This window comes from Vibrio sp. 2096 (assembly GCF_033339595.1).
Lineage (GTDB): Bacteria > Pseudomonadota > Gammaproteobacteria > Enterobacterales > Vibrionaceae > Vibrio > Vibrio alginolyticus.
Map to the genome: position 1 here is coordinate 1 of NZ_JAWOUX010000016.1, position 13312 is coordinate 13312.

Sequence of the window (13312 nt, forward strand, 5' to 3'; positions counted from 1 at the left end):
GGAGCGACACACGAGGTTCGAACTCGTGACCTCAACCTTGGCAAGGTTGCGCTCTACCAACTGAGCTAGTGTCGCATCAACAACGTTTCCGCTGTTTAGGGCTGCGAATTATAAGAGCATTTTTTTGTGATGCAAGTCCTTCCTTCAAAAAAACTTTATTTTTTTACTGAACGACGAAAAAGCAATCAAAAGCGATATAAATTACAACAATTTGGATCGCAACCTTAACAGTTAAATCTTGAAAATAGTACCTCGATAGTACTTAAGTTCTGCGATGGACTCACGAATGTCGTCCAAGGCCAAATGTGTTCCCTGTTTTGTGAACCCATTTAGCACCTCAGGTTGCCAGCGACGTGCTAGTTCTTTAAGAGTACTAACGTCAACATATCGGTAATGGAAGAACTCTTCCAACTCAGGCATATGCTTGTATAAAAAGCGACGATCCTGCCCAATGCTGTTACCACATATTGGCGACGCCCCTTTTGGCACCCATTTTTCTAAAAATTCAATGGTTTGTGCGACTGCGTCTTGTTCTGAGATTTGACTGTTTCGAACGCGCTCCACCAAACCGCTTGCCGTATGCGTATTAGTACACCAGTCGTCCATTTTCGCCAGTTCTTCTTCCGGCTGATGAATCGCTAACACTGGACCTTCAGCCAAAATATTTAGTTCGCTATCCGTGACAATAGAAGCAATTTCGATGATTTTGTGCGTTTCAGGATCAAGCCCTGTCATCTCTAAATCAACCCAAATTAGGTTTTGATCGCTAAAGGACATGGTTACGCCGCCTATTTGTTTATCGATAAAAGAGGTACTATACCTCAAAATACGAGAAACACGATACTCATACACGGAGCCAAGAGTACGGCTCAACCATTTGAGTAAATTCACATAAAGTACAGAATTGTGGCAAAGAAGAAAAAGTTAACCAAAGGTCAGGTGCGACGCGTACGTAGCAACCAACAAAAGCGTTTGAAGAAGCAAGAAGATTCCATCCAGTGGGATGAAAACATGCTAGGCGCCAGCAAGCAAGGTCTCGTGATCACTCGTTTTGGTCAGCACGCGGACATTGAAGACCTTGAAACAGGCGAAATTCAACGCTGTAACCTCCGCCGTGGTATTGAGTCTCTAGTATCTGGCGATCGTGTTTTATGGCGCGAAGGATTGGAGTCTATGGCGGGCATCTCTGGTGTTGTTGAAGCGGTAGAACCTCGCTCTTCAGTGCTCACTCGTCCAGATTATTACGATGGCCTAAAACCCGTTGCAGCCAATATTGATCAAATGGTCATTGTCTCTTCGGTATTACCAGAGCTATCGCTAAATATTATTGACCGCTATCTCGTTGCATCAGAAACACTGAATATTGCGCCATTGTTGGTCTTAAATAAAGTCGACCTTCTAGAAGCCGATGACCGTGCAATGTATGAAGAATGGCTCAAAGAATATGAACGTATTGGCTATAAAGTGCTTCTGGTCAGCAAGAAGTCTGGAGAAGGCATTGCTGAACTAGAAACCCTACTGCGTGATCGAATTAATATCTTTGTTGGTCAATCAGGCGTAGGGAAATCCAGCTTAGTCAACGCGTTAATGCCGGAACTAGAGAGCGAAGTGGAAGAAGGCGAAGTCTCTGAGAACTCTGGCTTGGGCCAACACACCACGACGGCTGCACGTTTATACCACATTCCAACGGGTGGCGATTTGATCGACTCACCTGGAGTACGTGAATTTGGTCTTTGGCATTTGGAAGCAGAAGAAGTAACAAAAGCATTCGTTGAATTTCGACCATATTTAGGCGGTTGCAAGTTCCGAGATTGTAAACACAATGATGACCCAGGCTGCCTTCTACGCGAAGCTGTCGAGAACGGGGAAATTAACGAAACTCGCTTTGAAAACTATCATCGCATTTTGGAAAGCATGGTTGAAAACAAAGCAAATCGTCAGTATTCACGTAATAAAAAAGCCGATCTGTAATTGAGTTAAGGCTGTAACTGTGTAAAAAGTCTTCACCTAATACTGACAAGCAAATTAAATTTCAGTAACATCACGCGCCCTAAAGCGCGAATCTAACAGAAGTATCGGAATTAAAGATGGACAAGTTTAAAGTTGGACTGCAGTACTGGATCCCACAACACGGCCTCACTCGCCTAATGGGTAAACTGGCTTCAGCAAAAGCTGGCGGTCTAACAACAGCAGTTATTCGTTGGTTTATCAAACAATACAATGTGAATATGGATGAGGCAAAGCACTCAGATCCTAAGCATTTTAAAACGTTCAACGAGTTTTTCGTTCGTGAGCTAAAAGAAGGCGCACGCCCAATTTCTGAAGGCGAAAACGTCATCACTCATCCAGCCGACGCTTGTGTTAGCCAGTTTGGCCCTATTGAAGATGGTCAACTTATCCAAGCAAAAGGTCATCACTTCTCAGCACAAGAATTGCTGGGCGGTGACGCGAATTTAGCTGACGAATTTAAAGATGGTTCTTTTGCGACATTGTACCTATCTCCGCGCGATTACCACCGTGTACACATGCCATGTGACGGCACTCTGCGCCAAATGATTTACGTACCAGGTGACCTGTTCTCAGTAAACCCTCTGACAGCAGAAAACGTACCAAACCTATTTGCACGTAACGAGCGTGTGGTGTGTATCTTCGATACTGAGTTTGGTCCAATGGCACAGGTGCTTGTTGGTGCGACAATTGTTGGTAGCATTGAGCAAGTATGGGCTGGCACGATCACTCCGCCTCGTGGAAACACTGTCTACAAATGGGATTACCCAGCAGAGGGTGACAAGGCCGTGATCTTGAAAAAAGGCGAAGAGATGGGCCGCTTCAAACTGGGTTCTACTGTTATTAACCTGTTTGCCAAAGACGCGATTGAGTTTGACGCAAGCATGGAAAACGGTAAGCCAACCGTTATGGGCACACCTTACGCCTTAAAAAATTGAGTAAAACACCGTTAAGAGCCCTTTATTCAGGGCTCTTTTTATTGATAAAAAGCAAAACTCCGTTCGAAATTTAGCCTCTATTTCTCAAACTCATACCTGCCTCTAAGACCCTCATTCCACAATCAATTATCCTGCGCTTAGAATGAATATTTAGAGGGGCAGCCAATGCCAAAGATGAGTGTAAACACGTTGGCGAAATTGCTGGTGTGCTTTTTAATTCCGCTCGGTGTTTTGATGATGCCGATCGATGCTATTCCTATTGACGATCTCACTTTAATTCAGCATCGCCTGTTAGCTATTTTTCTTCTTGCTGCCCTACTTTGGGTTCTCGAGCCGGTTCCCGTTTTTGCTACGTCCATTCTTATTATCGCTCTTGAACTGATCATGATATCGGATAAAGGTTTGCATCTATTTCGCAATCCACCAGCGGGGCATGATTTAGGAGAGTTAATTGCTTACACCGATATTTTCTCGGCCTTCTCTTCACCGATCATTATTCTTTTTATGGGTGGTTTTGCTCTCGCGATTGCGGCTTCCAAATACGAGCTCGACAACAACCTCGCCCGAGTACTATTAAAACCATTCGGCACCCAACCTAAGTTCATCATGCTGGGCTTGATGTTAATTACCGCCGTTTTTTCAATGTTTATGTCCAATACTGCCACGACCGTGATGATGCTAGCCCTGCTTGGCCCCATCGTCGCTTCAGCACCTAAAGGGGATTTAGGGATTAAAGCGCTGGTGCTGTGCATTCCAATTGCCGCGAATACAGGCGGCATTGCGACTCCGATAGGCACGCCACCTAATGCGATAGCGCTTCAATATCTCACTGGAGAAAACGCGATAGACTTCCTATCGTGGATGACAATGGGTCTACCCTTTGTGTTGGTACAACTCACTGTAGCTTGGTTCTTGTTGCAAAAGCTGTTTCCGTCTAGCGAACCAGAAATGAAACTAAAGCTAGATGGTACATTCAAAAGGAGCTGGCGCGCGATCGTCGTCTACATCACTTTTGCACTAACCATTGTGCTTTGGATGACGACAAAAGTGCACGGCATGAACACGTATGTTGTTGCGATTATCCCGCTTGCGGTCTTCACCTTAACGGGCATTATGGGCAAAGAAGAACTCAAGCTGATTAACTGGGATGTTTTATGGCTGGTTGCCGGTGGTATAGCAATTGGTATTGCCTTAGACAAAACGGGCTTAGCCGAAACATTAGCGCACGCCATTGATTACAGCCTGCTATCACCATTTGCCGTTGTTTTAGCCCTATCGGTAGTGTGCTGGTTAATGGCGAACTTTATGTCTAATACCGCAACGGCAAACTTATTGATGCCTATTGCTGCCGCTATTGGTACATCCATGCCAAGCCTTATTGCGGTTGGTGGCCTACAAGGTTTACTGGTTGTCGTCGCCTTCTCCGCATCACTTGGCATGATCTTACCGGTTTCCACACCACCAAACTCTTTGGCTTATTCAACAGGCCTCATCGAGAGCAAAGACATGGCGAAAGTAGGCCTGATTCTCGGTTTGATTGGTCTAATTATCGTGTATGGCGCAGTTTTGGTACTGTTTTAATCGAAGAGCTCCATGAAAAAGCGTGTTGTCATGGAGCTGCTCTCCAGCTACTGCCCTTACAGAGCGGCTTTTACATCCCATAAATTTCGTGCATATTAAGACTCCTCTACTCTACAAGGACGTCGACACATCATGGGTTACGAATGGCTTGCTTTATGCGCCGCTTTTCTGTGGGCAGTTTCTAGCCTAATTTCGGTCATTCCTGCACAACACCTAGGCGCATTTTCTTACAGCCGCTGGCGTATGGGCTGCACAGCCGTGATCTTATCAACAATGGCCTGGATAACTGGCGGCTGGTTAACGGTTTCTTGGGAACATGTAACGCCAATGATGGCCTCAGGACTGATTGGTATTTTTATTGGCGATACCGCTCTATTCGCGTGTTTGAATCGTATGGGGCCAAGACAAGCCGGGTTACTCTTCTCTTGCCACGCCGTGTTCTCTGCCATCTTGGGCTACTTCTTATTTAGCGAAGTCATGACCACAATAGAACTACTGGGCGCATCATTGGTATTTAGCGGCGTGGTGATGGCGATATTCTTTGGCCGAAGAGGTCAAGTGAATAACGTCTTGGAAGACATTAAAGGTAACATCTGGGTAGGTATTGGACTTGGCTTAACCGCAGCAATGTGCCAAGCATTGGGAGGCATTATCGCCAAGCCAGTAATGCAAACCAGTATTGACCCAGTTGCGGCTTCTGCTATTCGAATGATCAGTGCCTTTTTCGCCCACAGCATGTTGTTAGTTCTAGGGGTCAAAGTCGCTCGCTCGACGCAACACATTACTTGGCGCATATTTGGTATTACTGCGCTTAATGGTTTCTTGGCGATGGCCGTCGGCATGACGCTAATCTTATACGCACTGCAAGAAGGAAATGTAGGTATGGTTGCACTTCTATCTTCAACCACGCCAATTATGTTGCTACCACTGCTCTGGATTTACACTAAACGCCGACCAAACCGATTTGCATGGTTGGGCGCAGCCCTAGCTGTGATTGGTGCGGGCATTTTGGTTCAGTAACCTTACAGACCAGCCCTTATTGCCAGATACAAAAAAGCCCGAGTTTAAACTCGGGCTTTTATCATTCGGAGCCGTTAGTTAATTATTTATTTAACTAATACTTCACCCGTCATTTCTGCTGGGATTTCTAGACCAGCTAGAGAAAGCATGGTTGGTGCAAGGTCAGACAGTTTACCGCCTTCTTTGAATTCAACCGCTTTGTCACCTACATAGATTAGAGGCACTGGTAGGTTAGTGTGAGCAGTGTGGATGCCGCCAGTTTCAGGGTCGATCATCATTTCTGCGTTACCGTGGTCCGCAGTGATCAATAGTTGACCGCCAACTTCTTTGATTGCTTCAACCACTTTACCCACGCTTTCATCTAGAGCTTCGATTGCTTTCTCAGCCGCTTCATAAACGCCAGTGTGACCAACCATATCTGCATTCGGGTAGTTACAGATGATGGTATCGAACTTACCAGACTTGATAGCCGCAACCATCTTCTCTGTTAGTTCTGGAGAGCTCATTTCAGGCTGCATGTCGTACGTTGCAACTTTTGGAGAAGCAACCAACTGACGCTCTTCGCCTTCGAATTCGTTCTCAACACCACCGTTGAAGAAGAAAGTCACGTGTGCGTATTTCTCTGTTTCAGAGATACGTAGCTGAGTTTGACCTTGTTTAGATAGCCACTCACCGTAAGTGTTTTCTAGAGACGCAGGTGGGAATGCGATAGCTAGAGGGATATCAGCCGCGTATTGAGTCAGCATCACAAAGTTAATTGCAGGGAATGCTGCACGCTCAAAGCCGTCAAATGCAGGAACGAATGCACGAGTGATTTGACGTGCACGGTCAGCACGGTAGTTCATGAAGATAACCGCATCGCCATCTTGCATGATTGCGTCTTCTTGACCTTCCGCTTTGATAGCTGTTGCTTTAACGAATTCGTCGTTTTCTTCACGAGCGTAAGCCGCTTCTAGACCTTCAACTGCCGTTTCTGCTGTGAACTCAGCTTTAGCTTGAGTTAGAAGATCGTAAGCAACTTGGACGCGATCCCAGTTGTTGTCACGGTCCATTGCGTAGTAACGACCTATTAGAGAAGCAACGCGGCCTTTACCTAGTTTCGCAAATAGGTCTTGGAAACGTTGTAGTGAGTTTTCAGCACTACGTGGTGGTGTGTCACGGCCGTCTAGGAAGCAGTGTAGGTAGATTTTCTCTGCGCCACGCGCCGCTGCCATTTCAACTGCTGCGTAAATGTGGTCTTCGTGAGAGTGAACACCGCCTGGAGACATCAGGCCCATGATGTGTACTGCTTTTTCAGCTTTCACAGCAGAGTCGATTGCTTCAACTAGCGCAGGCGTTTGTTCGAACTCACCATCAGCAATTGATTTAGTGATACGAGTCAGGTCTTGGTATACAACGCGGCCTGCACCAATGTTAGTGTGACCAACTTCAGAGTTACCCATTTGACCATCAGGAAGGCCAACATCCATGCCTGAAGCAGAGATTAATGTGTGTGGGTTATTCGCAATCAGAGCATCCATTACTGGTGTTTTCGCATTCGCAATTGCGTTACTTGCTGTGTCTTCACGGTAACCGTAACCGTCAAGGATAACTAGAGCCAATGGCTTCTTAGCTGACATAGTGATGACCTCATCAAATTTAAGTAACTTTTGGCGTAGGGCCTCGCTGCCCTATCTAACCTTGAAACAAAACTAGCGTAATTTTACTACACTTTTTAACCAAAACTGTAGGTTAAGATCAAATAATGTTTGCGATTTATTGTTGCTATCTTACAAGTTAAGCGAACAACGAGTCAGTGCCGACAATCGTGTTCCACAAGCATAGTCATTTCTAATACGCTTTGTACACCCCAGTCTAAGTTCGGTTTTCTTACGCTTCTCATTCTTATTTTTGCACTTGAAACAGCGCTAATTTAAAGCAACATCAAACAAGATGGGTTAATACCTATTGTTCTCTTTTCTCAGTAAAACAGAAGTCACTTAAACCGATAAGTCCAATAGGCAAAAACAATCAAGCTACCAGAGCAAAATGTACGGATAGTAAGGGCATAACGGGTTTATAGAGATCTCAATTATTCGTTAGAAAATTTTAACCCTCTCGCCTAAGAGCCGTAACCTCGCTATACTCCTGCTTTATTTTTCCGCCAACAGCGTAAGAGCTCAAGACATGCAAGAGTACATTGAATTTTTCCAACAGAACATGATTCTATCTTTGGTTTGGGTAGGTCTTCTTGTCGCCTTTATCATGAACATCGTGAAATCAGCGACAGCCGCATACAAAGAAATCAACGTAAACCAACTGACTCATCTTATGAACCGTGAAAACGGCGTTGTAGTGGATATCCGTACCAAAGACGAGTTCAAAAAAGGTCATATCACCGACTCACTTCACATTTTACCGTCAGACATCAAAGCGGGTAACTTGGGTAGCCTTGAAAACCACAAATCAGACCCAATCATTGTGGTATGTAAGACAGGACAGACCGCTCAAGAAAGCGCAAACCTACTAGTAAAAGCAGGCTTCGAAAACGTGAGCCTACTAAAAAATGGTTTGATTGCGTGGAACGAAGCGAACCTGCCGTTAGTTCGCGGTAAGAAGTAGGAACGTGGCAAGAACGAAAGTTCGCGTTTAAACGCGCTTTTACAAGCCTCGCGGACAAAAAACTGAGCAAATTGAAAGCAGTTGGAGCACTAAGTTGTGACGCTTTGCACGTAATACACGCTTCATCTAGTCAAGGTAGATTGGCTCAGTTAGTCTCAGGACATACCAGTTTTCTGAGCTTAGACGTTTCTAGGCTCAACAAATATTGATTTAAGGATTAAAAAATGGCTGAAGCAGCACCTCAAGACGCACAACAAAACTTCGCAATTCAACGCATCTTCCTAAAAGACGTTTCTTTTGAAGCGCCGAACTCTCCAGTAATTTTCCAGAAAGAGTGGAACCCAGACGTTAAACTAGACCTAGACACTCAAAGCCGTGAGCTTGGTGAAGGCGTGTACGAAGTTGTTCTACGTCTAACCGTTACTGTGAAGAACGAAGAAGAGACTGCGTTCCTATGTGAAGTTCAACAAGGTGGTATCTTCACTGCTGAACAAATGGAAGCTGGTCAACTTGCACATTGCCTAGGCGCATTCTGCCCGAACATCCTATTCCCATACGCTCGTGAAACTATCTCAAGCCTAGTCGTTAAAGGTACGTTCCCTCAACTGAACCTAGCGCCAGTAAACTTTGACGCGCTATTCATGAACTACCTACAACAGCAAGCTCAACAAGGCGAAGCTGAAGCGTAATTCACGTTTTATAAGTGACGAATAGCCACAGTGCTGACGTCACCGAATCAAATAAAATGCACAGAGCGTCTACCATCCGATGCAATGTGCATTTTTTATTTCTGACAAAAGTTCCTAGTTCCTAATCGCCAGAAGGCGTAAAATTTGACGATTAGGAACTAGATTCTACTAGTAGCAAGACAATTAGGCGGTAGCATGACACAAGCAAATACAAACAATGCTTACGGTAAAGACATCGCAATGACTGTGATTGGCGCAGGCTCATACGGCACCTCTTTGGCAATCTCACTCGCTCGTAACGGCGCGAACGTTGTCCTTTGGGGACACGAGCCAGAGCACATGGCTCGCCTAGAAGCAGACCGAGCTAACCATGCCTTCTTACCAGGTGTTGATTTCCCTGAAAGCTTGATCATTGAATCGGATTTAGAAAAAGCCGTTCAAGCAAGCCGAGATTTGTTGGTTGTGGTTCCAAGCCATGTCTTCGGCATCGTGCTAAACAGCTGTAAACCATTCTTGCGCGAAGACTCTCGCATCTGTTGGGCAACCAAAGGGCTTGAACCTGAAACGGGGCGCCTGCTGAAAGACGTCGCTTATGACATTATCGGTGAAAACTACTCACTAGCAGTATTGTCTGGCCCAACGTTTGCGAAAGAGCTCGCAATGGGTATGCCGACTGCAATCTCTGTTGCGTCTCCAGATTCTGAATTTGTTGCGGATCTACAAGAAAAAATCCACTGTAGCAAAACCTTCCGCGTATATGCCAATAGTGACTTTATTGGTATGCAACTGGGCGGTGCTGTGAAAAACGTTATTGCGATTGGTGCGGGTATGTCTGATGGTATCGGTTTTGGCGCCAACGCCCGTACTGCATTAATTACTCGTGGCTTGGCTGAAATGAGTCGCCTTGGTGCTGCGCTGGGTGCACAGCCAGAAACCTTTATGGGCATGGCGGGTTTAGGCGATCTTGTCCTGACATGTACCGATAACCAATCACGTAACCGACGCTTTGGCTTGGCATTAGGCCAAGGTAAAGACGTTGATACGGCTCAAGAAGAAATTGGCCAAGTGGTTGAGGGTTACCGCAATACAAAAGAAGTATGGCTACTCTCTCAACGTATGGGTGTTGAGATGCCGATAGTTGATCAAATTTATCAAGTATTGTATCAAGGAAAAGATGCGCGCTTAGCAGCGCAAGATTTACTTGCTCGTGACAAAAAAGCCGAAGGAAAGTAGCAATCTACCGCCCTTTGCAGCTCATCTGAGAAAAATTGAAGTTGTCGGGTCACGGAAGAACCACTCTGGATATTGAGAATGAAACACTGCGAAAAACAAAAAGTCTGGAACAAAATTGTCTCAGAAGCCCGTGAAATGTCAGAACAAGAGCCTATGCTGGCGAGCTTCTATCATGCCACCATTATCAAGCATGAAAGTTTGTGTGCCGCTCTGAGTTATATTCTGGCTAACAAATTGAACACCGCTTCCATGCCAGCGATGGCTGTGCGTGAAGTGGTTGAAGAAGCCTTTTCAGCTGATCCAACCATCACTGACGGCGCGGCTTGTGATATTTGTGCCACGGTCAATCGCGACCCTGCTGTTTCAATGTACTCAATGCCATTGCTGTACCTAAAAGGCTATCACGCACTGCAAGGCTACCGAGTAGCAAACTGGCTGTGGAAGCAAGGTCGTCACGCTCTTGCGACTTACCTACAAAATCAGATTTCGGTAGCATGTCAGGTCGATATTCACCCTGCAGCGCGCATTGGTAGTGGCATCATGCTCGACCATGCAACAGGCATCGTGATTGGTGAAACTGCCGTGGTCGAAAACGACGTGTCTATACTGCAAGATGTCACCCTTGGTGGTACTGGTAAAGAATGCGGTGATCGTCACCCGAAAATTCGCGAGGGTGTGATGATCGGAGCTGGTGCAAAGATTCTTGGCAATATCGAAGTCGGTGAAGGCGCGAAAATCGGATCTTGCTCTGTGGTATTGCAAGCCGTGCCTCCTCACACAACGGTGGCTGGCGTGCCTGCAAAAATCGTCGGACGTCCAAAAACGGACAAACCCTCTCTCGATATGGATCAAGGCTTTAACGGCAAGTCGCAAAGCTTTATCCATGGAGATGGTATTTAATCGTCAACAAACCTTTTTGACAACAACGTGGTAGGTAACTCTCAAGTGCGAAAACAAAATCACCCTGTTCTACGCTCGGCTATTTTATTAACTTGTGCTTTATCTGCCACTTATCCCATTACCTCCTCTGCTGTGAGTCAGCAAGAGCTCAAAGGCGTATCCAGTGAGATAAGCCGCCAGCGCAAATCGCTCTCTTCCCAAGAAAAGCAGCTCAATGAGTTACAGAAATCACTAAAAGATCAAGAGCTTGGTATTTCTAAGCTTGAGCGTGAAATACGACAAACCAAGTCTAACCTCGCACAAGCAGACAAAAACATAGAAAACCTGGAAGAGAAAATTGCCTTGCAAGAAGCACAGCGTCAAGAGCAAGAAGAAGAACTCAAACAGCTGCTGCAAACGTATTACGTAACCGAGCGAGCGAAGGCCAATGGTCACTTGTTAAATCAAGGTGTGGAAGAAGACCGCATGAGCCAATACTTCCAGCATTTAGCTAAAGCACGTGCTGAAGTGATTGATGCGATCACCAAAATAACCCAAGAATTAGCGCACAACAAAAACCAGCTCGAGCTAGAAAAAGAGCAAATCGAGACTCTGCTCAAGCAGCAATCCGAAAAACGTACAGCGCTAGCGAGTACACAATCCAAGCGTAAACAAACCCTGACTAAAATTCAGAGCAGTATCAAGAATGACAAACGCTACTTAGCCGAGCTGCAACGCAACGAAACCCGTTTAAAAGCAGAGATCGCCAAAGCAGCGAAGCGTAATGCGGTGCCAATGGACGGACTCGGCAAACAGCGCGGTAAGTTGCCTTGGCCACTCAAAGGCAGTGTGTTACACAACTTTGGTACGCGACAAACCGGGCAGGTAAACTGGAAGGGCATGGTGCTGTCTGCCAACTATGGTCAACAAGTGAAAGCCGTTTATCCTGGTACTGTCGTATTTGCGGAGTATCTGCGCGGATACGGTTTAGTGGTACTGCTCGACCACGGCAAAGGTGACATGACCCTCTATGGTTACAACCAAGCCTTAACTAAAAAAGAAGGCGACCGAGTCACCGCCGGCGAAGTGATTGCTCTCGCGGGTGATACAGGTGGTCAAGACAGGCCATCGCTGTACTTTGAAATTCGTCGTAATAGTGAAGCGCAGAATCCGAAATCTTGGTTAAAGCGCTGATTATCTGACTTATTGACTTGTCATAAAAAAGGAGCCACTCGGCTCCTTTGTTGTATTCATGTTTTGGAAAATGCTATGCGTAGTAGGTTTCTACCGCATCAATAAAAGCATTCACATCATCTTTGCTTAACGCGTTGATTCCTGCCGCCGCCTCTCGCCCCCCACCTGTCGGGAACTGACCACACACGGCCACGGCACCTTGTTTATTGTTTAACGGGGCACGGAGTGAAACCGTATAAGTACCATCTGCATTTTCAGTAAGTACCGCATGCGCAGAGTCAGGGGTTTGGTTTGCTAGCCAGTTGCCATAAACACCACTGATTCGGCGTGATGCCGCCGTGTTTGGTAACTCAAACAACTTCAGCTTACCGCTCTCATGCATGGCAGGCACTGCGAGAGCCGCCTCCATGTCTTGTTGGTAAGCCGATTGCAATTGGTAGTATAGCGAGGCCGTATCTTCAATAGCTTCAAATGGTGACATGTACTTCAGCAAAGCTCGGTACAGCTCCGCAGGATGAAAGTGTAAATCTTCGACTTTCGAGCCGTAGCCGTTGTAGTTAATTAAAGTACCCAGCTCTTTTAGCTGCTCTTTCTGTTGCTGCGACAAGCCCGCGTTATTCGCTAACTCATTGGCTTTAGCAATCATGTTATCGCCATAAGCCGCCGTAATCGCCCAGTCATGAAAACGCCCATCAAGCAACTTATCGACAATCAACGCCGTGCACATGTTGGCATCGAGATCGATGTGCGCATCCAAATTACCATGCTGAGGAATGTCACCAGCTTTGTGATGGTCGGCGTAAAAGACGTGCGCGCCTTGAGCCAAAGCTTGCTCTAGACCTGCCATGTTCTTTTCCATCGAAATGTCTAACACAGTCAGCTCATCACCCGCTTGCACGTCTACTTTTTCCACCAGTTTGATGTCGCGCTTTACACCGGTTATTAACTGGGCATCGACAGGATCAGCCAAACGTAATTGCAGAAGAGCAATGATGCCATCAGCATCACCATTAAAAATGTCGTAATTCATGGGGCGATAGTTCCTTTATCGAGAATCTTATCCCTGCAAGGGTTTTTAGCGTATGGGACTATTGTGCGTGGCATATTTGACAAGTCAACTCGAGCCACGACTCGAAAATGAGAGTGACTCTCGAAATATTAAGCAGTTTG

General features: G+C 46.0%; 12 protein-coding genes and 1 tRNA gene. 9 read left to right on the plus strand and 4 right to left on the minus strand.

The window, feature by feature from the left end; all coding sequences use genetic code 11:
- Nucleotides 1-2: 2 nt before the first annotated feature.
- Both R7Q41_RS21190 and orn read right to left on the minus strand, forming a co-directional pair.
- A tRNA-Gly gene (locus R7Q41_RS21190) sits at nt 3-75 on the minus strand.
- A 156-nt stretch (nt 76-231) separates the two neighbouring features.
- Nucleotides 232-777: an oligoribonuclease gene (gene orn / locus R7Q41_RS21195; RefSeq protein ID WP_017635574.1), complete on the minus strand. Its 546-nt coding sequence runs from the start codon at nt 775-777 to the stop codon at nt 232-234.
- Nucleotides 778-906: 129 nt separating this feature from the next.
- Between orn and rsgA the strand changes: the two genes are divergently transcribed.
- The 4 genes from rsgA to R7Q41_RS21215 all read left to right on the plus strand — a co-directional run bounded on the left by rsgA (nt 907) and on the right by R7Q41_RS21215 (nt 5546).
- Nucleotides 907-1971 (plus strand): small ribosomal subunit biogenesis GTPase RsgA, encoded by a 1065-nt coding sequence (gene rsgA, locus R7Q41_RS21200; protein ID WP_005386419.1) that lies wholly within the window; start codon nt 907-909, stop codon nt 1969-1971.
- 116 nt (nt 1972-2087) lie between these two features.
- Nucleotides 2088-2945, plus strand: a complete 858-nt coding sequence (gene asd, locus R7Q41_RS21205) for an archaetidylserine decarboxylase (RefSeq protein WP_033907177.1) — start codon at nt 2088-2090, stop codon at nt 2943-2945.
- 165 nt (nt 2946-3110) lie between these two features.
- Nucleotides 3111-4526, plus strand: coding sequence for an SLC13 family permease (locus R7Q41_RS21210; protein WP_318105798.1), 1416 nt, complete (start codon nt 3111-3113; stop codon nt 4524-4526).
- Nucleotides 4527-4658: 132 nt separating this feature from the next.
- Nucleotides 4659-5546 carry a DMT family transporter gene (locus R7Q41_RS21215; RefSeq protein WP_025768800.1) on the plus strand — a complete coding sequence of 296 codons (888 nt, stop codon included), beginning with the start codon at nt 4659-4661 and terminating at the stop codon, nt 5544-5546.
- A gap of 86 nt (nt 5547-5632) precedes the next feature.
- Here R7Q41_RS21215 and gpmM read toward each other — a convergent pair whose 3' ends face one another.
- Nucleotides 5633-7165, minus strand: a complete 1533-nt coding sequence (gene gpmM / locus R7Q41_RS21220) for a 2,3-bisphosphoglycerate-independent phosphoglycerate mutase (protein WP_258662959.1) — start codon at nt 7163-7165, stop codon at nt 5633-5635.
- A gap of 547 nt (nt 7166-7712) precedes the next feature.
- On the opposite strand from gpmM, the gene R7Q41_RS21225 reads away from it, so the two are divergent.
- The 5 genes from R7Q41_RS21225 (at nt 7713) to R7Q41_RS21245 (ending at nt 12142) form a co-directional block, all read left to right on the plus strand.
- Nucleotides 7713-8147, plus strand: a complete 435-nt coding sequence (locus R7Q41_RS21225) for a rhodanese-like domain-containing protein (RefSeq protein WP_005386415.1) — start codon at nt 7713-7715, stop codon at nt 8145-8147.
- Between the two features lie 224 nt (nt 8148-8371).
- Nucleotides 8372-8836: a protein-export chaperone SecB gene (secB, locus tag R7Q41_RS21230; protein ID WP_005386410.1), complete on the plus strand. Its 465-nt coding sequence runs from the start codon at nt 8372-8374 to the stop codon at nt 8834-8836.
- A 195-nt stretch (nt 8837-9031) separates the two neighbouring features.
- Complete coding sequence (gene gpsA / locus R7Q41_RS21235) at nt 9032-10069, plus strand: NAD(P)H-dependent glycerol-3-phosphate dehydrogenase (RefSeq protein ID WP_005381474.1); 1038 nt, start codon at nt 9032-9034, stop codon at nt 10067-10069.
- Between the two features lie 78 nt (nt 10070-10147).
- Nucleotides 10148-10969: a serine O-acetyltransferase gene (gene cysE / locus R7Q41_RS21240; protein WP_318109341.1), complete on the plus strand. Its 822-nt coding sequence runs from the start codon at nt 10148-10150 to the stop codon at nt 10967-10969.
- A gap of 27 nt (nt 10970-10996) precedes the next feature.
- On the plus strand, nt 10997-12142 hold the full coding sequence (locus tag R7Q41_RS21245) for a murein hydrolase activator EnvC family protein (RefSeq protein ID WP_065274934.1): 1146 nt from the start codon (nt 10997-10999) through the stop codon (nt 12140-12142).
- Between the two features lie 73 nt (nt 12143-12215).
- On the opposite strand, the gene R7Q41_RS21250 is transcribed toward R7Q41_RS21245, so the two are convergent.
- Nucleotides 12216-13172, minus strand: a complete 957-nt coding sequence (locus R7Q41_RS21250) for a DHH family phosphoesterase (protein WP_318109339.1) — start codon at nt 13170-13172, stop codon at nt 12216-12218.
- Nucleotides 13173-13312 lie beyond the last annotated feature (140 nt).